This is a genomic window from Halalkaliarchaeum sp. AArc-GB, assembly GCF_031432225.1.
Classification (GTDB): Archaea; Halobacteriota; Halobacteria; order Halobacteriales; family Haloferacaceae; genus Halalkaliarchaeum.
The window spans coordinates 125,787-146,936 of record NZ_JAVKGM010000001.1 but is presented as its reverse complement, the minus strand read 5'-3'; the positions used below and the strand labels follow the sequence as shown (position 1 = coordinate 146,936).

22 protein-coding genes and 2 pseudogenes are annotated in these 21,150 nt (G+C 62.4%); 12 read left to right on the top strand and 12 right to left on the bottom strand.

The features are described 5' to 3' along the window. Window positions 1–119: 119 nt before the first annotated feature. Entirely contained in the window at window positions 120–1,292 is a 1,173-nt protein-coding gene (locus tag RH858_RS00765; RefSeq protein WP_310560946.1) for an ISH3 family transposase, read from the bottom strand. Between the two features lie 74 nt (window positions 1,293–1,366). Beyond that, a pseudogene (locus RH858_RS00760) lies at window positions 1,367–1,522 on the bottom strand (RNA-guided endonuclease TnpB family protein); the annotation flags it as partial. A gap of 144 nt (window positions 1,523–1,666) precedes the next feature. Between RH858_RS00760 and RH858_RS00755 the strand changes: the two are divergent. Then, window positions 1,667–2,359 (top strand): annotated as a pseudogene (locus RH858_RS00755) (SWIM zinc finger family protein); the annotation flags it as partial. Window positions 2,360–2,374: 15 nt separating this feature from the next. Here RH858_RS00755 and RH858_RS00750 read toward each other — a convergent pair. The 5 genes from RH858_RS00750 to RH858_RS00730 form a co-directional block, all read right to left on the bottom strand. Next, window positions 2,375–3,766: an ATP-binding protein gene (locus RH858_RS00750; RefSeq protein ID WP_259533284.1), complete on the bottom strand. Its 1,392-nt coding sequence runs from the start codon at window positions 3,764–3,766 to the stop codon at window positions 2,375–2,377. Window positions 3,767–3,975: 209 nt separating this feature from the next. Next, window positions 3,976–5,517 (bottom strand): oligosaccharide flippase family protein, encoded by a 1,542-nt coding sequence (locus tag RH858_RS00745; protein ID WP_310560945.1) that lies wholly within the window; start codon window positions 5,515–5,517, stop codon window positions 3,976–3,978. A gap of 66 nt (window positions 5,518–5,583) precedes the next feature. Next, complete coding sequence (locus RH858_RS00740; protein WP_310560944.1) at window positions 5,584–5,790, bottom strand: hypothetical protein; 207 nt, start codon at window positions 5,788–5,790, stop codon at window positions 5,584–5,586. Beyond that, a complete protein-coding gene (locus RH858_RS00735) occupies window positions 5,783–6,046 on the bottom strand; it encodes a hypothetical protein (RefSeq protein ID WP_310560943.1) in 264 nt (87 codons plus the stop codon). The genes RH858_RS00740 and RH858_RS00735 overlap by 8 nt, the downstream gene beginning before the upstream one ends. Before the next feature lie 228 nt (window positions 6,047–6,274). Further along, complete coding sequence (locus tag RH858_RS00730; RefSeq protein WP_310560942.1) at window positions 6,275–7,453, bottom strand: MFS transporter; 1,179 nt, start codon at window positions 7,451–7,453, stop codon at window positions 6,275–6,277. A 106-nt stretch (window positions 7,454–7,559) separates the two neighbouring features. Here RH858_RS00730 and RH858_RS00725 point away from each other — a divergent pair, with 106 nt between their 5' ends. Further along, complete coding sequence (locus RH858_RS00725; protein ID WP_310560941.1) at window positions 7,560–7,949, top strand: DUF2237 domain-containing protein; 390 nt, start codon at window positions 7,560–7,562, stop codon at window positions 7,947–7,949. A gap of 157 nt (window positions 7,950–8,106) precedes the next feature. Beyond that, window positions 8,107–8,988 carry a mechanosensitive ion channel family protein gene (locus RH858_RS00720; protein WP_310560940.1) on the top strand — a complete coding sequence of 294 codons (882 nt, stop codon included), beginning with the start codon at window positions 8,107–8,109 and terminating at the stop codon, window positions 8,986–8,988. A 54-nt stretch (window positions 8,989–9,042) separates the two neighbouring features. On the opposite strand, the gene RH858_RS00715 is transcribed toward RH858_RS00720, so the two are convergent. Further along, the gene (locus tag RH858_RS00715) at window positions 9,043–9,339 is read right to left on the bottom strand and encodes a hypothetical protein (protein ID WP_310560939.1); all 297 of its coding nucleotides are present in this window, start codon (window positions 9,337–9,339) and stop codon (window positions 9,043–9,045) included. A 358-nt stretch (window positions 9,340–9,697) separates the two neighbouring features. Between RH858_RS00715 and RH858_RS00710 the strand changes: the two genes are divergently transcribed. The 3 genes from RH858_RS00710 to RH858_RS00700 all read left to right on the top strand — a co-directional run bounded on the left by RH858_RS00710 (window position 9,698) and on the right by RH858_RS00700 (window position 12,115). Further along, window positions 9,698–10,051 carry a pre-peptidase C-terminal domain-containing protein gene (locus tag RH858_RS00710; protein ID WP_310560938.1) on the top strand — a complete coding sequence of 118 codons (354 nt, stop codon included), beginning with the start codon at window positions 9,698–9,700 and terminating at the stop codon, window positions 10,049–10,051. A gap of 218 nt (window positions 10,052–10,269) precedes the next feature. Further along, window positions 10,270–11,319, top strand: coding sequence for a hypothetical protein (locus RH858_RS00705; protein ID WP_310560937.1), 1,050 nt, complete (start codon window positions 10,270–10,272; stop codon window positions 11,317–11,319). A gap of 238 nt (window positions 11,320–11,557) precedes the next feature. After that, window positions 11,558–12,115, top strand: a complete 558-nt coding sequence (locus RH858_RS00700; RefSeq protein ID WP_310561129.1) for a DNA-3-methyladenine glycosylase 2 family protein — start codon at window positions 11,558–11,560, stop codon at window positions 12,113–12,115. Here the strand turns inward: RH858_RS00700 and RH858_RS00695 are convergent, their stop codons facing one another. The 3 genes from RH858_RS00695 to RH858_RS00685 form a co-directional block, all read right to left on the bottom strand. Then, a complete protein-coding gene (locus RH858_RS00695; RefSeq protein ID WP_259536424.1) occupies window positions 12,116–12,673 on the bottom strand; it encodes a diadenylate cyclase in 558 nt (185 codons plus the stop codon). 107 nt (window positions 12,674–12,780) lie between these two features. Next, window positions 12,781–13,371, bottom strand: coding sequence for a helix-turn-helix domain-containing protein (locus RH858_RS00690; protein WP_259533277.1), 591 nt, complete (start codon window positions 13,369–13,371; stop codon window positions 12,781–12,783). Between the two features lie 129 nt (window positions 13,372–13,500). Next, window positions 13,501–15,333 (bottom strand): fibronectin type III domain-containing protein, encoded by a 1,833-nt coding sequence (locus RH858_RS00685; RefSeq protein WP_259533276.1) that lies wholly within the window; start codon window positions 15,331–15,333, stop codon window positions 13,501–13,503. Window positions 15,334–15,696: 363 nt separating this feature from the next. On the opposite strand from RH858_RS00685, the gene RH858_RS00680 reads away from it, so the two are divergent. Genes RH858_RS00680 through RH858_RS00670 form a run of 3 tightly spaced genes read left to right on the top strand, consistent with a single transcriptional unit; the run spans window position 15,697 to window position 18,493 of the window. Next, window positions 15,697–16,602: a hypothetical protein gene (locus RH858_RS00680; RefSeq protein ID WP_259533275.1), complete on the top strand. Its 906-nt coding sequence runs from the start codon at window positions 15,697–15,699 to the stop codon at window positions 16,600–16,602. 60 nt (window positions 16,603–16,662) lie between these two features. After that, on the top strand, window positions 16,663–17,736 hold the full coding sequence (locus RH858_RS00675) for an ABC transporter permease (RefSeq protein ID WP_259533274.1): 1,074 nt from the start codon (window positions 16,663–16,665) through the stop codon (window positions 17,734–17,736). 25 nt (window positions 17,737–17,761) lie between these two features. Next, entirely contained in the window at window positions 17,762–18,493 is a 732-nt protein-coding gene (locus RH858_RS00670; protein WP_259533273.1) for an ABC transporter ATP-binding protein, read from the top strand. Between the two features lie 27 nt (window positions 18,494–18,520). Here RH858_RS00670 and RH858_RS00665 read toward each other — a convergent pair whose 3' ends face one another. Continuing rightward, a complete protein-coding gene (locus RH858_RS00665; RefSeq protein ID WP_259533272.1) occupies window positions 18,521–19,282 on the bottom strand; it encodes a cell wall-active antibiotics response protein in 762 nt (253 codons plus the stop codon). A 201-nt stretch (window positions 19,283–19,483) separates the two neighbouring features. Between RH858_RS00665 and RH858_RS00660 the strand changes: the two genes are divergently transcribed. Genes RH858_RS00660 through RH858_RS00650 form a run of 3 tightly spaced genes read left to right on the top strand, consistent with a single transcriptional unit; the run spans window position 19,484 to window position 21,125 of the window. After that, the gene (locus RH858_RS00660; protein ID WP_310560936.1) at window positions 19,484–19,609 is read left to right on the top strand and encodes a hypothetical protein; all 126 of its coding nucleotides are present in this window, start codon (window positions 19,484–19,486) and stop codon (window positions 19,607–19,609) included. Between the two features lie 2 nt (window positions 19,610–19,611). Next, window positions 19,612–20,328, top strand: a complete 717-nt coding sequence (locus RH858_RS00655; RefSeq protein ID WP_259533271.1) for a hypothetical protein — start codon at window positions 19,612–19,614, stop codon at window positions 20,326–20,328. A gap of 53 nt (window positions 20,329–20,381) precedes the next feature. Beyond that, window positions 20,382–21,125 (top strand): fumarylacetoacetate hydrolase family protein, encoded by a 744-nt coding sequence (locus RH858_RS00650; protein ID WP_259533270.1) that lies wholly within the window; start codon window positions 20,382–20,384, stop codon window positions 21,123–21,125. The last annotated feature ends 25 nt before the right edge of the window (window positions 21,126–21,150 follow it).

Here is a 21,150-nt window from a genome sequence, read left to right as displayed (position 1 = left end):
GAGTAGATCGAGGCAGTTCCAAGATACCGCCCCGAACAGACCAGATCAACCAAATTTCGACGGTAGCTGTCGAGAGCTGTCGCTCACCGCCCAATAGGCAGGCCGTGGGCTGACCCCGGTCAGCCCGCGGCCGCCGCCTGTGACGCCGGTACGCCAACCCCGTTCGCTTTGATCTTCCACTGCCGACGCAACTGCTCTTCCAGCTCGTGACGAATCCAGTCGCAGAACGTCTTGAACGTGAACTCCTCGGGGAGGTCGCGCCCGCCCCGCCGTGGGCGGGCGACGACCGCCCACCGTAATACGAGCCACAGATTCTCCAGCAGTGCTGCGACCAACATGATTGCAAACCGCACGACGGGATCACGTGTCGTCGTGATCCCGCGTGCTTGCCGGAGCAATCGGTAGCTCGTTTCGATGCCCGACCGCTTTCTGTAGAGGCGTTCGACTTGCTTTGCTGATCGATCAGTAACGCCGCAGGCGACGTAGCCACGAACTACCTCACCACTCTTGCCTCGATCTCCTGCGTGATAGGAGACAGCGACCGCGAGCGGGAAGCGCAGTTCCCGCTCGCTGTCCTTGTACATGCGGTAGGTCGTCATGTACGACTTGTGCGTGTCGAGTTTGTCTTTCATCCGCTCGCCCTTCTTTGGTACGTGGACGACCGTTGCGGCGATCTCACGAGCGCGGCGGATGACGCGCTCGTTGTAGAAGCCGCTATCGGCAAGCAGAAGGTCGATCTCGAAGGGGTAGTTCTCGACGCGGGCGAGCACGCGCTCGACCGCGTCGGCCTCGTCTTCATCGTTGCGGACATACGTCATCGCCAGTGTCACCGGCTTCTCGTTGGAGACGACGTAGGCGGTGCAGTAGCGATGGCAAGTCGTCGTCCCGTCTTTGGGGGCCATCGAGCAGAGTTCGCCTTCCTCGGCGTAGTGATCGCCGTGATAGGGGTTGTCGATGAAGTCGATAGAGACGATTCTCGACCGGTCAGGGTCGAGAATCGTCATGGCAAAGCGTCCAAGCAGAAGGTTGGCGACGAACTCAAGCCAGTGACGGTCAAGGGTGTGAAGCCACGTGAGAGTCGTGTCGTCACACGGCGTCTCGTCGGTGTCTTTACACGTTTCCCAGATCGAGGTCTGGTTGACACAGGCCAAGATGACGACGAGCCAGATGTCGCCGGGGTCGAGGGGGCTCCCCTCGACACCCGGCAACGGGAGCGGAGCAATGACTTCTTCCGCTACGTCTTTCACGTCCGAGGCCGAAAGGTAACCGTCTGGATCGGGGATATTGAACACATCCAGATCCAGACACTTTCTCGTGGTCAATGCGGCGATTCAATTCTGCTGATTACGCCGATTGGGAAGTACCGAATGTGACCGATAGCGTCCCAGACGCGCTGAATTGTCCATCGCCCGACGTTCCACAGTTTGCTGGCGGCGAAGCCATGCGAATCGAGATCGTCACGGACTTGCGAGGGGTTGTCGATACTCGCTTTGATGGTCCGAGTGACGACTTGATTCGACACATGTAAGCATGATATTTTTAATTACATAATTGTTTGGATTATCCCTCACGGTGGACTAGCCAGTCGTAGCTATGAGCGTGGGTTGATTCCCAGTTGTCGGCTTCATCCCCGCGCTGAAGCACGAGACTTTCGCCTCGATTTCCCGTAAGCGGCAGCCGTCAGTACGACGTTCGCGTCGACCTCGTGGCCGACGGGTTCGCCCCATGGTGTGACTGTCCGTACGACGGTCCGGGCACCTGCAAACACGTCGTCGCCGTGCTGCTTCGGTGTGCCGACGAGTTCCCCGAGGATGAGGGTGGCGGACTCCATAACGCGCTCGATGATGCCGACGACGAACTCCGCGCATTCTTGCGCGAGGTGCTCGCTACTGACGCCGATCTCTGTAACCGGTTTTTCGCCCGCTTCGGAGAATCGACGACGCGGTCGGTCGACGAGCTCCGTGCCGCGATCGACCGAGAGTTCGAGGAGACGAATCCCGAGTACTACGTCGTCTTCGAGCCGATCGACTTCATGCAGTGGTTCGACCTCGCGAACGAATATCGCGAGCAGGGACGGTACGCGTCGGCGGCGACCGTCTACCGGGTGCTCGTCGAGTCGCTCGACGACAACATGGAGCGCGTCGACGGCGCGTACGACCACTTCTCGGATGCGTTCAGTCGGGCACTCGACGGGTACGTCGACTGCGTCGCGGCCGCGGAACGCGACGCCGGTGCGGTCACGGATGCTCTCGAGTTCCTCGACGAGCGGGCGGCGTCGGGGACCCCGTTCCTCGCGGAACACTTCGAGCGGGCGGCCGTCGGGCTTCGGGAGGAAGAGAGGGAACAGTCACGCGAGTAGCTCACGCGGCGTTGGCTAGTTCCGGAGCGCATCGACGACGTCCTCGAGTTCGAAGAGTCGAAGATCCCCGCGCTCGGCAGCAGTATCACGCAGGCTCTCGGTGAAGCCGGCGCGTGAGAACAGGGCGTACTCGATGTGCCGGGACCCACCACTTGGCGGCGTCCACCGGAGCTCTTCGACGTGCGACTCCAGCGAGCGGAGCGCGTCGTGGCCGGTCCGCGACGAGCGGTACTTGCACTCGCCGACGACGAGCGCCTCCGCGTCAGTAAGACCGACGACGTCGATCTCGTGGTCCTGATACCACCACTGTCCGACGTCGACGAGTGGGGTCTCGTCGTATAGCGTCCACAGGCCCCGACAACAGAGGGCCTCGAACGCCGGCGCGATAAAGTCGGCCATCTCCGGCTCGACCAGCCGCTCGTACGCGTTCTCGCCGAACTGATCGTACCGATCAGTGCTCCCGTACAGGAACCGGAACCAGAACCGGAAAAGCGGGTCTCGGAGCCGGTACTGGCTGCGTTTGGAGCGTTCGGGCTTCTCAGTGACGGGAACGTGTCGTTCGATGAGGCGTAGTCGCGAGAGCCGGTCGAGGTACATCGACAGCTGGTTGTACTCGATTCCGGTCGCACCGGCGATCTCGTTGCGGCTGGTCGCTCCGCCGGCGATCGCTTCGAGGATCGAGAAGTACCGGGTCGGCTCCGTCAGCTCCATCCTGAGAACATACTCCGGCTCGTTTCGAAGTGAGCCATGACGGCTGAGGACCAACTGCTGGACGTTGTCGCCGAGTGAGCGGTCATCGTCCAGTTCCTCGAGGTAGTACGGAACGCCGCCGAACACGCTCCATGCACGCACGATCTCGTCTGCTGACGCCTCGTCCGAGAGGAACGCCGAGACGTACTCGAACGGGAGCTGGCGGATGTCGAGTTTCATCGAGGTCCGTCCGTACAGGGGGCTGTCACCGAGGACCGTCGCCTCCTCCATCATGCTGATCGACGATCCCACAAGGACGAACGTGGTACTCGAGGAATCGAACTCGTGGTCGAACAGTGCCTGTAGTACGGACGGGAGACTCTCGTCCTGCTCAATCAGATACGGAAACTCGTCGAGGACGACGGTCGCGTCACGCTTGCCGAGGTACGTGAGCAACGGTTCCCAGTCGAGGCGGATATTCTCGATACCCGGGAACGAGTCGCTCGCCGCCTCAACAAACTGTTCGATCTGGAGCTCGGCGGTCTTTTGCCGTGCTTGATAGAAGATCGCGTCTTCGATGCCTTCGAGCGCCTTCTTCACGAGCCGCGTTTTCCCGAGCCGCCGCCGACCGTACACGACGCCGAGTTCGGCACGGTCCGACTCGAAGAGATCGTGCAGACGGGCGAGTTCCTCCGACCGATTCACGAAGGCAGTCATAACGGCCAGTCGTGCGGCCGAGAATAAAAATATTCTGGATAATCAAATTTCAGAATATCATAATCTCAGATATTGTTCGAGAGTTGTAAGTGTTTTCCGTAGAGTCAAATCACTAGTCACGATCGTGCTCGTCCAATCGTTTCATAGCGCAGTGTGAACGACCAGCCTCTCGATTCGACTCAGAAACTGTCGAAGAGTCCGTCATTGCCTCATCGGCCTGGCTCTCCACGCAGAGCCGATAGATCGGCCCGGTAACCCGCCGCGAGTTCGCGAACGACGAACCGGTCGCGGGGGTCGACGCCGAGTAGGTGAAGCGCACCCAGGTACGTCGCCACGCCGACGACGATTCCGGGGAGGACGGCGAGGCCACCCGGCAATCCGATCCGGACAGCCCACATCGCGATCCCGGCCACTACGCCGGCTGCAATCGGGGTGAGGAACGTCCGGTCGAACGGCCACAGCCCCTCGAACCGGCGCAACAACAGCACCTGGAGCCCGTTCTGGACCGAGATAGCGAGAGACGTCCCGAGGGCCGCGCCGACGAGCCCGAACCGCAGGATGAACGCGTAGGTCAACACCACGTTCAGCACCGCGAGCAGCCAGTCGAGGATCATCCGGGCGTACTGGTGGTCGGTCATCATCAACAGCCAGCCGGTCGCACCGACGGCGCTGCCCACGAAGACACCCCCCAGGTATACGACCAGCGGGACGTATCCCTGCACGTACGTCGGTCCGAACAGCGCGAGAAGTTCCCGTCCGTAGACGACGAGGACCGCGAGGAAGGGAACGACGGTGGTGACGATCAGGCGGGTCACGGAGGTGTAGATCGCGTTCAGCGTCTCCAGCCGATCGTTCGAGTAGAGGTCCGACGCGATCGGCGGCAGCAACTGGTTGAACGACTGCAGCGGGATCCACGCGATGGCGATCAACACGAGGAGTGCGTTGTACACGCCCGCCGCCACCGCCGTGAGCAGCGCCCCCACGAGCAGGACGTCGATTCGGTTCTGAAACACCTTGCCGAGGCTGCTCATCGCGACGGGTGCCGCGTGGTTGTAGAACCGCCGGGCTTCGCTTCGGGCGGCACGCACGGACGGCCGAATCGCCGTCACGCGTGCCGCGATCGGGACGGCGAACACGACGAGGAGGCCCGTCCCGAAGACGATTGCGGCGGCGACGCCGATCACCGAGTACCCGAGCGCGAGTGCGACGACCGCGGCGACGAGTCGAACCCCCGGCCGGAGCAGTTTGTTGAATAGCACCTCACCGCGTGCGGAGCCGACCGCCCGGAAAATGCCGGAGACGATCATGACGATACCGAGCAGCACCACCAGCGCACCGAACCACCGCATCGTCGGTACGAACGCCGGTTCTTCCACGGTGACGGCGTCGATCCAGGGCGATAGCCACCACACGCCCGCCGCGATGGCGACGCCGAACCCCACCGTGGTCGTGTAGGCCAGTCCGACGACGGTCGCTCGGCGTCCCGGCTCCTCGTCGTAGGCGGGAACGTATCGCTGAAGCGCCGGGACGCTCCCGAACGTGACCAGCCGGACGAGGATCTGTGCGATTCGCCAAGCTAGCGCGTAGACGCCGTAGGCGGTCGGCCCGAGACCCCGTGCGAGGACGACCTCCACGGCGGTGATTAGCAGTCGCTGGGCGGAGACACCGCCGGAGGTGACGACTGCGCCGTGGGCGATCGTAAGGAGGGCGTCCCGTTCGTCCTCCGGAATCGTCTCGTCGTCTCGACACACGAGTCGTAACCACCCGAACTCACCGGGCTCAAAAATAAAAGTAGGTCGATCCAGAGGACCGAGAACTCATATCTCGGCTGCGCTTCCGGCAGCAATAAGGAACCCAATCATCGCAGTGATGAACGCCACGGTTCCGATCGCAACTGATCCCACCTGTAGCAGTTCGCCCTCGAGCCGACTGGCGACGAGGAGGAGAAAAACGGCAGTGACGAACCCGATGAGGACCAGTGTCCGACCGAACCGACCGAGGGGAATACCAGGCTCACTAGACACGATTGAGTACCTCGAAAAGTACCCCGTTGTATTCGTCGTCTATCGCTGCGTTCCCGAGCGAGTGAATCGCGTGGGAGATCCACAGTCCTGCGGTGAAGTTGATGAACGCGACCATCGAGATCGTCCCGACCTGGCCCTCGATGAACAGTCCGGAGACGACAGCTCCGATGAACCCGACGGCCATTAACGCGTGCGTGACGAGCGAGCGGACACCGAAGTCAGCGAGCGTGGTAGAAACACGTGACCCGACTGGCATACATTTAATTTGGTTGACTGAACATAAGCGTTCGTGTTGTCTGAATGATACAGTGTGACGGAGATCGAAGGCGAAGGTGACGGCCGAGAGTCAGCCACCATCGGCTCGCTCGACGGGTTCAGGACTTGCCCGCGCGGATCGACGCGCCAGGACTTGCCCAAGTGAAGTTGACTCGGAAACGATCTTCACTGACTGGCAGATTCGGGCTAATCAAGCTGGCAATTTCCGTCACTCCCGACGAAGACTGTTCCGAAGCAACGCCAACGCACCGAGACCCACGACGGCGCCGACGCCGAGACTACCGAATGCGAGCGTGAACCCGGAGACGTCGAGCGCGGCCCCGAACACCACCGGCGAAATGATCCCCGGGATGAAGCCGAGCAGCGACTGTCCCGCGAGTGCCGTTCCCGTACTTTCATCGTCAGCCAGTTCCGTCATCATCGTAGACAGTGGGGCACTGTCGGCTGCCAAGACGAGCCCGTAAACGACGATTATGCCCCCGAGAACGAGGAGGGCCATCCACTCGACAACGCCAAGAGCGATAGTGAGACATCCGCTTAGCGCTAAGGCTCCGGCACTCGTTTTGAGACGACCGATCCTGTCACTCAACCACCCGCCGATCGCATTCCCCGGACCCCCCAACACGACCAAGAGTCCGGCGAGGAGTCCCGCTGTCGTCGTGGGTGACTCCGTTGCCACAATTGCCGGCGTCGCCACGAGGAACGCCACGATCCAGTTTTGAACGCCGAACAACTCCCAGTTGTGCCCAGCGTACGCCGTCGTCACGTAGAGGTACTGTCGATCCGTAAATATCGACAGGCCGAACGTGATGTCCTGGCCAGTCGTGCCGGGATAATCTGCCGCCAACCAGACGACAGCGATTCCGGCGGGAATGGCGATCCCGCCGGTGAGCGCGAGCGCCGTCCGCCAACCGCTGACCGTCGCGATCCACGACGTGATCGGAAACGCAATCCCGCTCCCGAGTGACAACACACCCACGTAGGTTCCGATCGCCCAGCCACGGGTACTCGGGTCGAACCAGTCGGCCAGGAGTCGCATTCCCGGGACATACACTCCGGCGAAACAGGCACCGGCGAAGAGACGGAAAACGCTGCCCGTGACGACACCGGTCGTCAGTACCGCGAACGCCACGCTAAAGATACCAGTTCCCATGGCAGTGAACCCGAACAGCCGGCGTGCCGAATGCCGATCGGCAATAATTCCCGCCGGTAAAATCGCCACCACATACCCGACAAAGTAGGCCGAATACACGATTCCTGCTTCCGTCCCAGAGAACGCGAGATCGTCAATGACGAGCGGGAGGACCGCAGAATAGTGTGCCCAACTGAACGAGACTACACCAACAGCCCCGCTCAAAACGATCAACACCCGCTGTGCCGTCCGCATTTTAGAACTGAATTACCCATCCGACTGTAATCCTGTCGAAAGACAAACCATCGGGGCGGGTCCCCTCCTGAACAAACGTTTTATTTGTGGACTCAAACGAGGCCCCATGCCCGAACGGAACGTTCTCGGCGGGGAACTCGCCGTCTGTGGTACCGATCCGACGACTGGCTTCGAGCGCGACGGGTGCTGTGGAACGCATCCAGACGACCGTGGGAGACACGAACTCTGTGCGGTGATGACGGACGAATTCCTCTCGTTCAGCAAACAGCGGGGCAACGATCTCGTGACGCCGCGTCCGGAGTTGCAGTTTCCGGGGCTCGAACCCGGCGATCGCTGGTGTCTCTGTCTCGGACGATGGCTCGAGGCCCTCGAAGCCACGCGGACCCGCCACCTTCCGGAGACGACCGTCCCGTTCGTCGTTCTCGAGGCGACGAACGAGGCGGTGCTGGATTCCGTGGACCTGGAGACGCTCGAAAAACACGCGTATGACGTGTGACTGCAGACGACCGGCGCGTACGAGAGAGTTCCGTCCGCCGCAGTGAGTGACTAGGTGCAGAAACGCGCTGATGCAGGCTCTGAAGGCTCAAGACGGATTTGTCACCAGTAAGACAACAACTTACTAATAGGTTTGGCACGTCTGTACACGGGTAATTATGTCAATTATACAACAGTCGTTCAGTATTGATCCACAGCAGTACGTCCCGGCAGTCATCAGTGCGATCACGACTGTCGTGCTGTTCGTCGTCGTGTTCGCGATTATCTACACCCTCGGGAAATACTTCATGACTCGAGCGGTGGAAACCAGCCTCAGACAGCGCAACTTCGACGAGTCGCTCGTCGGGCTCGCGGTGAGCACGACTGTCGTGATCATCGCCGTCGTGGCGGTCGCCCTGGCGGCGACGGTGGCCGGGTTCGGTGTCGTCCTCTCGGCGTTTGCGGTCCTGGCCGGTGCGCTCGCGCTGGCGGTGGGCTTCGCGTCGCAAAACATCATCGCCAACTTCGTCGCCGGCGTGTTCATCGTGCAGGACAAACCGTTCGTCGTCGGCGACTGGATCGAGTGGGACGGCAACAGCGGCGTGGTTCGCGAGATCAAACTGCGGGTGACGAAGCTGGACACGTTCGACAACGAACTGGTCACCGTGCCGAACCGCGATCTCGCGAACGCGGTGCTTTTCAACAACGTTGCAAACGACCAACGCCGGGTGTCGGTCGATTTCGGCATCGGATACGACGACAACGTAGAGCTGGCACGCGAGGCCATCGTCTCCGAAGGAGCGGAGATCGATGGCGTCCTGAACGAGCCCGAGCCGGCAGCCCCCGTCACGGACCTTGGTGACTCGGACGTCGTCCTCTCCGGACGGATCTGGATCGACCCGACCGAGAGCAGTTACGGGGCAGTCCGTGCGGAGTTCGTCGAGGCAGTCAAGGAACGGTTCGACGCCGAAGGGATCGATATCCCGTATCCGAATACGGAGCTGTCGGGGAATATTGGGGTTGGGGACGTCGGCGAAAGCGAGGGAGTCACTGGCGACTGAGAGGAATTTTCGAGAGAAACCCTGCGAATGGGCGATTGTACAGGAGAACGGATCTCAAAGAAGGATCGGAACGAGTACAGACACTGCGAAAACCACGAGCAGCAAAACGAGCGCGAATCGAACGAGAGTGACAACCATCTCACCGGTTGACATCCCTGTATTTCGACCGGAGAGAGTCCGAATAGCCACGATCGTCTCGTCGATGAAAGCAGCTATTTCCTCGGCGTCGACACTCTCTACGTCCCGGAACTCGTCGTTGCTCCATGCCGGTTGCACAGACGGTTGTGCGCCGAGGGAGCGGTCCGGGGCGTATCCGAGATCGCGGTTCAACTGCTCGATTTGCGCGTCCATCGCGTCCCACCGGTCGTAACGGTTCAGAACCGTACTCACGTACGAGGCGGAACAGTCGCAGTTCTCGGCGATCTCTGACTGGGTCGCAGTCGGGTTATTATAAGCAGTCAGAAGGATTCTTCGCTGGAGTTCTGTTTTGTCACCCATAGCTGTCAAATCAGACTACCGCTCCGAGTCGAATGACGGACAAAGCCATCGCTTCGCTCATTCTGTGACTGTTGATTAGATCTATTGTTAGAAATAGTACTTAAAACTATTGAATAATATACTTGAAATAGAGAACAACCGTTTCTAACTAGTTCCAGCCGTATCTGAACAGTACCCCGACGTATTTACCGAAAGAATGACACCAGAACATATGAGCGTAAACCGACGATCAGTCCTCGTCGGTGTGTTGACGGTGGTTCCGCTGTCGATTGCCGGCTGCCTCGGAGACGACGACCTTGTCGTGAGTACGAGCGTAGACGGGAGCCAGACGTTCCGCTTCGAGGCCGAGGAAGACGACGACATCGTCGTCGCGATCGACAACCAGGATGGCGATTTCACCGCCGTCGAGCTCACGACGGTCGACGATCGGGGGACCGCCCTCTCGAACCGCTCCGTCGAGGACGAAGCCGAAATCACCGTGGATGCGCCTGAAACCGGGCGGTACGAACTGTCTATCGTCGCCGCCGGGACCGCCAGCGTGACGGTGCGCTTGCAGCAGGACTAGTTAATCGGGACTGGTTCGGAAAGAGTACTTGCAGGTCGAGACTGGTGCAGAGCGAATACGGATCGGATTCGTTCACTCGAGTCCGGAGACACGGTTCGATTCGCGAGTCAGTGAGTCAGGTGTCCTACTCAGAGGGCGGTACCTTCGTGGACCGCAGCCGAAACGGAAGGCGGAGCGCGAAGAGATTTAAGGGACCGCTGCCCGTACAGAGGGAAAGAATGCTCTACGATCGCGTGGCGGATCTCGACCTGTCCATCGACGAGTTCGAGATGGCCCGTCGCGAGCGGGAGACATCGAGCGGCTTCACCCGAACGACGACGGTCATCTCCCTGCGAGGCGACGGCGAAATCGGGCGGGGCGAGGACGTCACCTACGACACCGAGGCCCACGACGCACTGTTGGCTTTCGGGGAGGAGATTCCCGTAACTGGGACGTACACCCTCGATGAGTTCTCGGAGTTCTTGACCGGTCTCGACCTGTTTCACGGCGACGAGCCGGGACAGTCGATCTACCGGAACTACCGACGCTGGGCCCTCGAGAGCGCCGCGCTCGATCTCGCGTTGAAACAGGCGGGAACGAACCTCGCAGAGCGCCTGGACCGGACGTACGACCCGGTGCGGTTCGTCGTGAGCACGCGCCTGGAAGAGCCGCAGACGGGCGATCGAATCCGTTCCTGGCTCGACCGGAACCCGGACCTCGAGTTCAAGGTCGATCCGACCTCCGACTGGACGTCGGCAGTCGTCGACAGGCTGGCCGAAACCGGCGCCGTGCGCGTGCTCGATCTCAAAGGCCAGTACCAGGGCACGACCGTCGATCAGCCCGCGGATCCGGCCCTCTACCAGCGGGTTCTGGAGGGGTTTCCGGACGCGCTCGTCGAAGATCCGGCACTGACCGAGGAGACACGCCCCCTGTTCGACGGGCACGCCGAACGGGTGACGTGGGACTACCCGATCAGGAGCGTCGAATCGATCGAGGAACTACCCTGGACGCCAGCGTGGCTCAATATCAAACCCTCTCGGTTCGGGACGGTACAGACGCTGTTCGAGACGCTGGAGTACTGCGACGACCACGACATCGACCTGTTCGGCGGTGGCCAGTTCGAACTCGACGTCGGCCGCGAGCACCTCCACGCGATCGCCTCGCTGTGGTACCCGGACGCGCCGAACGACGTCGCGCCCAGCGGGTACAACGACCCGGAACCGCGCGAGGACCTCCCGTCGAGCCCGCTGGCACCGCCGACGTCGCCGCGGGGCCTGGAGTGGAAATGAGATCGTGACAAACGACGATCGTGACCGCGTTCCGACCAAGACAGTCGATGAGTTCGCCGGCCGGTACGACGACTGCGCCCGGGAGTACGACGACAGGTACGACCCGACAGAAGACGCGAACGATTCCCAGAACAGTACGTACGTGCGTCTCGTCCGACTGGTCGCCCACTACGCAGATCCGAACCTACCGATCGTTCCGTATCAAAAGTTACTGTGGTCGGCTCCCTACCGGGTCGTGATGGAATCGCTGTCCGAGGATCCGGTCATGGCCGACCTGATCGAAACGCACGGGAAACTGACGATCGAACCGGCCGACGGCATGTTCCGCCGCATGGCCGCCTCGATCATCAATCAGCAGCTTTCGACTGCCTCCGCCCGGGCGATTCGAACCCGGGTGTTCGATCACGTCGAGGTGACACCCGAGGGGATGCTCGCTGCGGATCCGACGGAACTCCACGAGCTGGGGCTCTCCGAGTCGAAGGTCGAGTACCTCAAAAACGTCGCCGACGCTCACCAGACGCGGGGCTATTCGGTGGCCTACTTCGAGGGGATGACCGACGAGGAAGTAATCGCCGAACTCACCGAAATCAAGGGCGTCGGGACCTGGACGGCGAAGATGGCATTGATATTCTGTCTGGGACGGGAGGACGTTTTTCCCGTCGAAGACCTGGGGATCCACCGGGGAATGGAAACCGCCTACGGGCTCACACAGCGGGACGCAATGATCGAAAAGGCCGCAGAGTGGGCCCCGTATCGGAGCTACGCGAGCCGGTACCTGTGGCGCGTCGTCGACTGACTATTTTTCAGGCCGCCAGCGGCCACCGATCTCCTCGCGGGGATAGTCCTGATAGGTGCCGTCGAGGAACGTCGTGACTCGCCCGTCTTCTTCACTGAGCGTGATCACCCACAGGACTTCGTCACGGATCGACGTTTCGAGCGCGCTCATGTGTTTGGCACCCATCCAATCGCCGTATTCTAAGTTGCCTGCTTCCCTGATGGACTCCCGACTGGGGCTGCGGACCCGAACCATCTGCTCTTGAACCGTCCCGTCCCCGGTCACGACGACAGCCCCGTCGCGGCTGAACGCCACGTCTCGAGCGACCTCAGTGAACCTGTCGGACGACTCGGTGACGACCTGACAGCGCTCGATCGGCCACCTGTTGTCCCCCATCGGATCAGTGTAGGCATCGAAATTGATGTCGGCAACGATCAACAGATACAGACTTGGACCGCTTATGTACTGTTCGCCCCACCGATCGAATTCCAAGCTCAGGGTCTCGGCAGTGTATCTGATGTGGTCCATGAGCTCCTGACTGGTCGCATACCTGTCCAAGACGTGATCGAGTTCCTTCATGCTGACACAGGCATACATACGACACGTGGTCGGTTAAGTACGTGCCCGGGAAGCGGCAGGGTCACGATCGAAGCGTCCCCGATACGCGCATCGTATCTCGGTACCGCTCACTCCAGCACCTCACCCAGCACGTTCCGCTCGGCGCGCTGGAGGTGCTCGGCGACTGTCGAGGGGTCGAGATCCAGTTGTGCGGCGACCTCGTCGGTCGAGGCCTCCCGCGGGACCTCGTAAAAGCCCATCTCGTAGGCGGTCTCGATGACCTCTCGCTGGCGGTCGGTAAGCGCGTCTACGGGATCGTTCGGCCCGTCGTAGGTCCCGAGCTTCCGGAGATCCGGCGACACTCCCGCAGCTTCGTACTCGCGGATGGTTCCGGAGATCGACTCCTGTGACCCCACGAGCGACATCGTCGCCTCACGATCGGAGAGCTCCGGATCGCAGGTGCCGATCAGGTCCGCAGCCTCCTCGGCGAGGCTCTCCGGGAGCTCCGGCGCCGTGAACTCGATGACGTACAGATGACCGCCGTCCGTCTCCGAGACGTGTTCCCACTCGTCGACACAGGAGAGGTCCTGGAGACGCGTTTCGTCGTATCGCGATTCGACCGTCACCTGGACGATCCCGCCGGTGCCCCGGCACGCGAGTTCCTCGAACTTCCGGATCCCCGCCTCCCGACCCAGGGCGATCAGTTCCCCGATCCCCATCGCCTCGAACTCCGCGTCGTCGACCGAGACGTTCGCTTTTCGTATGAGTTATCCCGTGTTCGGACCAGATCCGCTAGAATTGTGCCCAACATACTGGGGACGCTTGCGACGGCAACGCGGCCGGTCAGGTCACTGCGGAACCGATACCGAAAGCTCACCTGCGTCGCCTCCGCCGTAGGTCGCGCTGGCGTACTCGTACAGCTCCTGCTCGTCGACCTCGGCAGGGTCGTACGGGCCTGGCATGACAAATACGGCGAGATGGAGGTGGCGTTCGGGTGCGCCCTCGTCCAGTTCGAAGGCGACGGAGACCTCGGTCGGGTCATCACTGTCGGCAAAGGAGACAGATCCGTCAGCGACGCGTACGTCCCCGAGCTGGCCGTCAGTCTGTTTCCGCCGGAACGACGGGTTCTCGGTAACGCCGTCGGCGGAGTTTCCGAGCGCTGCGACGACATCGTCGGGGTAGTAGCGGGGCGGCTCGGGCGGTTTCTCGCCCGCCCCGAAGTCGACCTGCCAGTAGACGAGTTCCTGATCCCCTTCACTGGACTCCTGGTCCTCTTCACCGGACTTCTGGTCCTCTTTTGCCTCCCCGCCTGTGGTCACGAACGAGCGAACGTCCCCGCGGTCGGTCGCGTCGTCAGCGTCCGCGATCGCACGGAACTCGTAGGCCATCTCGGGATCGAGTCCCGACATCCGAAGGTCGACGGTTCCCGTCGATTTCCGCGTTTCCATCTCCGTCGTCCACCACGTCTCCGTTCCCGACTCCCGCCACTCGAAACCGACTGTAGCACTGTCAGCCCCGTCGAGTTCCGTCAGTTCGGCGGCAAGCCTCGCAGCCGAATCGGTCACCTCGGTCGCGGCGAACGTCTCGATCGAGAGCTCCGGCTCGGCTGGATCGTCGGAACTGATCGGTACGTACTCCCCGGAAGTGAACGTCAGCAACTGGCCGACAGTGGTCTGGCCGTCGACGTCGGCGACGGCGCGGAACTCGTAGGCCGTCTCGCTTTCGAGTCCGGGGATCGGATGCCGGAACGTCTCGGGTGTGTCCACAGTCTCGACGTCGGAGGTCGTCCACGCTTCGGTTCCCGCTTCCCGCCACTCGAAATGGACGTCGACCGACTCGGCCTGGTCGAGATGCGTTACTTCGCCGATGAAAACCGCGTTCGAGTGTGTCACGTCCTTCACCTCGACGGTTTCGATGCCGACGGCCTCCGGCTCTTCGGTCGTCGTAAACGAACTGAGATCGCTCGTCGCTGCGATAGATTCCCCGTCGGCCTCGGCGACGGCCCGGAACTCGTAGGCCGTCTCGCTTTCGAGCCCGGACAGCGAGTGCTGGAACGTCGTCGGGGACTTCCGACTCTCAGTACCGGAAGCTGTCCACTCCTCCGATCCCACGGGCCGCCACTCGAAGCCGACGATCGCTTCCTCGAGGCCGTCCAGTTCCGTCACCTCGCCGACGAGGGTAACAGTCGAATCCGTCACCTCGGACGCCTGGCCTGTTTCGACCGCGAGGTCGATCCCCGTCTCCGTCGTAAACGTCCGCGTTTCGCCAACGTCCGTCTCACCGCGTGCCTGCGCGACCGCGCGGAACTCGTAGGGGGTATTCCGATCGAATCCGGTCGACCCGATGCTGAAGCTCCCGGGGGATTCGAGGACCTGCGAACTCGTTTCGTTCCACTCCCCGTCGGTCTCGCCCCGCCAGTCGAAGTGAACGGACGTCGAGTCGGCACCCTCGAGTTCGACCACCTCGCCGACGAACGTCGCGGCCGAGTCCGTCACATCGGTGGCCTCTGCCGTGTCCACGGCTACAGTTACCTCGGGATCAGGAGGTTCCCCCTCCTCGTCGACCTCCGTTTCCGGGTCGTCTGCGGCGGAGAACGTCGCTCCGGACAGACACCCGCTCGTTCCGGCGACGAGCACGCTCCCGGAAACCAGTGCGCTCCTCCGCGTGAGTGAATCGTCCATCACTCGCGAGCAGAACCCGAGGACTCTTTGGTAATTATCGGATAATGGACCGGTAGTTGTTCTATAACAGCGGTAGGCAATTCGATCCGTTTCGACTCCAAAACCGTGCAAACTGTGGCCGAAACATAAATTTACACGTATTGTATTATGTAAATAATATTGGGTTGCCAACGACTGATAACGAGGATCCGGTCCCGCTGCAGACGACGTCGAAAACAGGCTGCCTTCCGGCACGTCGGTTCATCTATCCGAGAATTTTTTGTAGCGTGTCACAATATACCGACTCGGTGGACAAAATTGGTTCGTAAACGACTCGTAGTCGCTTTCGCTCTCGTTCTTCTCACGGCGGGATGTACAGGAGCGTTGACAAGTGGAGACGCCCAGCCGGTCGAACAGATCCCCGACGGGTCCGAACTCGTCGTACACGTAGACTACGGTGAACTCAGCGAGGATCCAGAGACGGAGCGTCTCCTCGAGGCGTTCGCCGAGGAGGACCCCTCGGTTGAAGATCCCGCCGAGATCGAAGAGGAGTTCGAGGACGAACTCGACATCGACCCCGACGACGTCGACACCGTCGTCGCGTTCGTCGACGACCTCGAGGCGTCCGAACAGCCCGGCGAAGATCAGTTCGCGCTGATCGCCCACGGGGAGTTCGAGGGCGACAGCGTGATCGACGCCATCGAGGATGAAGAGGGCGACCTGGAGGAGACGGAACACAACGGTCATACCATGTTCACGTTCGAGGATAGGTCGGTGAGAGGGGACGCCGCCGCGATCGCTTCCCTCGGAGAGGGGCAGGTCGTCGTCGGTGACAGACAATCCGTCGAGGACGCCATCGACACCTCCGCCGGAGACCACGACGCGCTGAGCGGCGATCTCCGGGACGCCTACGACCGATCGACCGAGGACGGCCTCATCTCCGTCGTGGTGGACTTCCCCGGCGAGGAGGTGCCTGCAGACGACGCGGCGTTCGGCCTCGACACGTCGGTCCTACAGTCGGTCGAGACGATGTCGTACGAGTACTACACGACCGACGGTGCTGCCGGCTCCGAACTCCGGCTGTACACTGACCGCGCTGCCGACGCCGAGGACGTAAACGACGTCATCTCCGGGGCGCTGGTCGCCTTCGGCGACACCGGAATGGCGGAACTCGACGCCGAGATCGAGAAGATCTCCGCCGACCAGAGCTCCGAGGACGACACGGTCGTGGTCGTCACCTACGAGAGTGATCTCGACGACATCGAAGCGTTGCTGGAGACACTGCCCTGACCGTGGGAAAGCGAACAGCCGATACAGCGACCGCGGTACCCCCCGTTCAGCCACACACCCGTGATCCGTGACACACTCGTCTTTCTCTGGACGGAAGCGTACGGCGCACGGCGCAACATCGCGGTCCTACTGGTCGGCTTCGTGCTGCTTCCCGGCCTGCTGGTGGGAGGGACCGTCGGCTTCGATCAGACGCTGCCCGAGGACGTCCCGATCGGCGTCGCGCCGGGCGATGAGGCAACGACAGACGACGATTTGACGCTCGCCCAGGGTGGCGTCGCGCTGCTTGGCACGCCCGAACCGTACGATACGCGCGAGAAAGCGATCCGCGGCCTGGATCGCGAGGAAGTGTACATCGTGGTGCTGGTTCCGCCGGACGTCCTCGACCAGGAGACGACCGCGGAGTTTCGGATGCTCTCTCACGGCTCGGCGGTTCCGTTGATCGACGCGACCGGGCTGCTGGCGCTGTTTCTGGACGCCGAGCTGTCGTCGCTACTGTCGGGGCCAGTCGAGGTGACCCACGAACAGCGAGGGGTGGAAAACACGCTCTCGGAGTACCTCATTCCGACCGGGATCACGCTGTTCGTGCTGTCCGTGGCGCTGCTGTACGTCCCCTACGACGTCAGGGTCGACAGACAGGTGCTCGACCGGATCCGCCACCAGTCGCGGCTCGAAGCGTTCCTCGCGGCGAAACTGCTGTTTTACACGGCGATGATGGCGGTCGTGCTGGGCGCGATCGCAACGGCGAACCTGTGGCTGGAGTACCGAATCGACGTGGCGACCGTCGAGACGATGGCTGCGGTCGGCCTGCTGTTTCTTTCGACTGCCGCAATCGGGACGGGGGTGCTGTTCCTCACAGGCCTCGGTCGCGTCGCGTTGTTCGTCAACCTCGGCGTCCTGGTGGGGATCGCCGGGCTCGGGAGCCTGGTGTATCCGGTCGGGTTCTTCTCCCCGGTTCGAATGGAGATCGCCCGCAGCCTACCGCCACACTACCTCGCAGTCATCATCCGCGGGCACGTGCTCCGGGGCGATCCATTCGGCGTCTACCTCGACTGGTATCGGTTCCTGGGGCTGTACACCCTCGCGTGTCTCGGGTTCTGCTGGGTGTGTGTCCGCAGCTACGAATGGAGGGCCTGAACACGGATGACGGGAGTGACCGACCGTGAGTGACCGAACCGACCCGCACCGAGAATCGGTACGCGAGTCCGTACACGAACTCCTGACACGCTGGACGCGACCGCTTCGTCCGGGCGGCAACTATCGAACCCCGGCCGAGGGAGACGAGACGCCGGCGATCGAACTGGGGGGGATAACGAAGCGGTTCGGCCCGATACTGGCGCTGGATGGCGTCGACTGCCGATTCGAGCGGGGGAGGGTTCACGGCGTCGTCGGGCCCAACGGCTCCGGGAAAACCACGCTCTTCGAGATCGTGTTGCGACTGCGGCGACCGACCGCGGGCACCGTCATCGCGCCCCCGCCGGCGGAGATGGGATACTCGTTCCAAAAGCCACAGTTCTACGGCACGCTCACGGTACGGGAGAACCTCCGCGTGTTCTCGCGGCTGAACGCCCCGATCGATGCGGAGTGGCTGAAAACGCTCACGGGAGATCTCGGACTCGACAGGGTCGCCCACCGGCCGGCCGGGGAACTCTCCGGGGGGTTCCAGCAGAAACTCGATCTCGCACTCGCGTTCCTGTCGCACCCGGACGTGGTGATCCTCGACGAGCCCCTCGCGGACGTCGACGAACTGTCTCGGGGGCGGATCCTGAAGTTGATCGGCAACTACACCGACTACGGGGGGACAGTGCTCGTTTCGTCACACAACCACGAACTCCTGGATCCGGTCGTCGACAACACTGTCGAACTGCTCGAGGGAACGGTCGTGACAAAGTAAAAAACGGACAGGGGCGTCCCTTCGGTACTAGTCTCTGACCGACGCCTCGCCGAACGCGACGAATCCGGTGACGACGAGATCGGCACCCGTCCTCTCCCCAGTCGGATCAGCCCCCCCTCCGGTCGGATCAACCTCTTCCCCGGTCGGATCGTCCGCGAGCGCCCGGCGGGGACGCTCGTCTGCGGCCGACCCGAGCACGGGAACGACCTCCATCTGGACCACCCAGTCCCGCGGGACGATCAGCTGGGCCTCGCCGAACAGCACCGTCAGGTCGACCCTGGCAGGTCGATCGGTGAGCTTGGCGTCCCGGAGATCCAGCGTCGTCTCGCCGAAAATCGTCGTCAGATCGCCGCCGACGAACGCCTCGGAGGTGTTTCGCTTCTCGACGCCGCCGAACACCGTTACCCCGGAGGTGTAGCTCGCGTCGGAACGCCGGACGCTGGATCGATACTGTCCCAGCGCGATCGACAGGCCCAGCGCGATCACCAGCACCGGCCAGTAGACAACCAGCTCCTCGGCGGTAGCGTAGCCGAGAACGCTCAGCTGAACGGCGCCGGCGACGCCGACGATGACGACCGGTCCGACGATGCTCCGGTAACCGCTCTGGACGAACAGCCAGATCCCCAGCAGGACGAACAGCGACGGAACGTACTGCAGGAGGCTGCGGGTCTCGAAAATCCCGGTGGTCTGGAACAGCAGGAGTACGCCCACGAGAACGACTAGCGCTCCGAGGAGGAATCGGCCGGACGGGAGAGGTCGCGATCGGGTCGTGGAGGTCATAGTAGACATACAGTTCGTACGGCAGCCGAGGATATATAGTCGCAGTATCAGTTTCGTTCCGCGGGAGGCGAGCCGTGGCCACACGGCACACTCCCGCGCCACACGGCTGGGAACCGATCCCGGCGAACGTTCCCGGCGCCACACCACCTATTTATATACTACACGGCCTCCAAGCCGACGACAGAACGCCGAGGAGGCCGACACTCGCTGATGAGCTGGAACCGAACCGGAACTGACACCACACGTCGCACCGCAGAGCTCGCCGCACGACGCGCCGCAAATCACACGCGCGGCGCGATGGCGAGAGCGACCCACACCCACAGCAGGGGGAGATGACCATGTTCGCGACTGTCACTGGACTCGTCGTGATCGCGCTCGGTCTCGCGATGGCATGGTACGGCAGCCGGTCGCTGGTTGTGGTGCCGAAACTGTTCGCGGCAGAGATCCGCGAACCAGGGAAGCTCAGAGCCACTGGCGAGTTCGTCGCCTGCCGGGGACGTGCAGTCGCAGTCGGGGAGACGATCGAGGCGCCGTTTACGGGCGCCGACTGCCTGGGGCTCGAGTACGAGGTGACCGAACGGCACCCGTTCGGGATCGCCTGGCCCTGGACCGACGCGTATCTCGACGACGGGGTCGCAACCACCGCGTTCGACCTCGAAAGCGACCGGGGGACGATCCGAGTCGACCCCTCCCCGCGGCGGTTCTCCCTCGACCTCCCCGGCGAGGTCGTCACCGCCGACGCCGACGGGGGTGTGCCGGACCGAGTCCGTCGATTCCTCGAAGCCCGCAACGTCCCCGATGCACCCGAGTGGCTCCAGTCGATCCCGGGTCTCGGCCGCCGGCGCTTCGTCGAACGACGGATCGATCCCGGCACCGAGTACGTCGTTTTCGGACGGATCGAACGCAGGGACGGCACGGTCGCACTCGAGGGAGATCTCGTGATCGGCGAGGAGAGCCCCTCGAAGATCGCGAAGGCGCGGATCCGATCGGCGGCGTTTCCTCTCCTTGTCTCGCTTTCGTTTCTGATCGGGGGCGGCTGGCTGCTGCTTGCCTGAAGGGAAGTCGCCGCCTCACGAATCCTTTTGAATACCGGCGTGGAGTTTTACCCATGCATTACGCGCGATTTCGCGATCCGGCCGGCTCGATTCGTCGGGGGACGTTCGATCCCGGCGCTGAAACCATCGCCTTCGGCGGCACCACCTACGACCTCGACGATCCCGAAGTCGACGTTCTGCCACCGTGTGAGCCCTCCAAGATCGTCTGCGTGGGACGCAATTACGCAGATCACGCCGCCGAGATGGGAAGCGACGTTCCCGACCGGCCGCTTCTGTTTTTGAAGCCGCCGAACGCGCTTGCAGCCCACCACGACACCGTCACCGTCCCCGCCGGCAAGGAGCGCATCGACTGGGAGGCGGAACTGGCGGTCGTGATCGGCAATCAGTGCCGGAACGTCGACGCCGCCGACGCGATGGACGTCGTCGCCGGCTTCACCTGCATGGACGACCTCTCGAACCGGGAAGACCAGCGAAAGGAACAGAACTGGGTCCGCGGGAAGGCGTTCGACAACGCCGCACCTCTCGGCCCCTGTATTGCGACCCCCGACGAGGTGCCGGCTGACGCGACCGTCCGGTTGCGGGTGAACGGCGAGACCAAACAGGAGGGCTCACGGGCGCAGTTCATCTTCGACGTTCCGACGTTGATCCAGGAGATCACCGCCTACCTCACCCTCGAGCCGGGCGACGTCATCGCCACGGGAACGCCGGAGGGGGTCGGGGCGCTCGCGGACGGCGACAGCGTAGAAATAGAAATCGAGGGCGTGGGCACCCTCGAACACGACGTCGTCGTTCCCTGATACTGATTATTGTAGCGATTTACCG

Coding starts and splice junctions, on each gene's coding strand:
- RH858_RS00715 (WP_310560939.1), bottom strand. CDS start 9,339: ATGGACGCGCAAATCGAGCAGTTGAACCGCGATCTCGGATACGCCCCG.
- RH858_RS00695 (WP_259536424.1), bottom strand. CDS start 12,673: ATGAAGGAACTCGATCACGTCTTGGACAGGTATGCGACCAGTCAGGAG.
- RH858_RS00655 (WP_259533271.1), top strand. CDS start 19,612: ATGTTCGCGACTGTCACTGGACTCGTCGTGATCGCGCTCGGTCTCGCG.
- RH858_RS00750 (WP_259533284.1), bottom strand. CDS start 3,766: ATGACTGCCTTCGTGAATCGGTCGGAGGAACTCGCCCGTCTGCACGAT.
- RH858_RS00735 (WP_310560943.1), bottom strand. CDS start 6,046: ATGCCAGTCGGGTCACGTGTTTCTACCACGCTCGCTGACTTCGGTGTC.
- RH858_RS00700 (WP_310561129.1), top strand. CDS start 11,558: ATGGAATCGCTGTCCGAGGATCCGGTCATGGCCGACCTGATCGAAACG.
- RH858_RS00720 (WP_310560940.1), top strand. CDS start 8,107: ATGTCAATTATACAACAGTCGTTCAGTATTGATCCACAGCAGTACGTC.
- RH858_RS00710 (WP_310560938.1), top strand. CDS start 9,698: ATGAGCGTAAACCGACGATCAGTCCTCGTCGGTGTGTTGACGGTGGTT.
- RH858_RS00690 (WP_259533277.1), bottom strand. CDS start 13,371: ATGGGGATCGGGGAACTGATCGCCCTGGGTCGGGAGGCGGGGATCCGG.
- RH858_RS00705 (WP_310560937.1), top strand. CDS start 10,270: ATGCTCTACGATCGCGTGGCGGATCTCGACCTGTCCATCGACGAGTTC.
- RH858_RS00730 (WP_310560942.1), bottom strand. CDS start 7,453: ATGCGGACGGCACAGCGGGTGTTGATCGTTTTGAGCGGGGCTGTTGGT.
- RH858_RS00660 (WP_310560936.1), top strand. CDS start 19,484: ATGAGCTGGAACCGAACCGGAACTGACACCACACGTCGCACCGCAGAG.
- RH858_RS00665 (WP_259533272.1), bottom strand. CDS start 19,282: ATGTCTACTATGACCTCCACGACCCGATCGCGACCTCTCCCGTCCGGC.
- RH858_RS00725 (WP_310560941.1), top strand. CDS start 7,560: ATGCCCGAACGGAACGTTCTCGGCGGGGAACTCGCCGTCTGTGGTACC.
- RH858_RS00650 (WP_259533270.1), top strand. CDS start 20,382: ATGCATTACGCGCGATTTCGCGATCCGGCCGGCTCGATTCGTCGGGGG.
- RH858_RS00685 (WP_259533276.1), bottom strand. CDS start 15,333: ATGGACGATTCACTCACGCGGAGGAGCGCACTGGTTTCCGGGAGCGTG.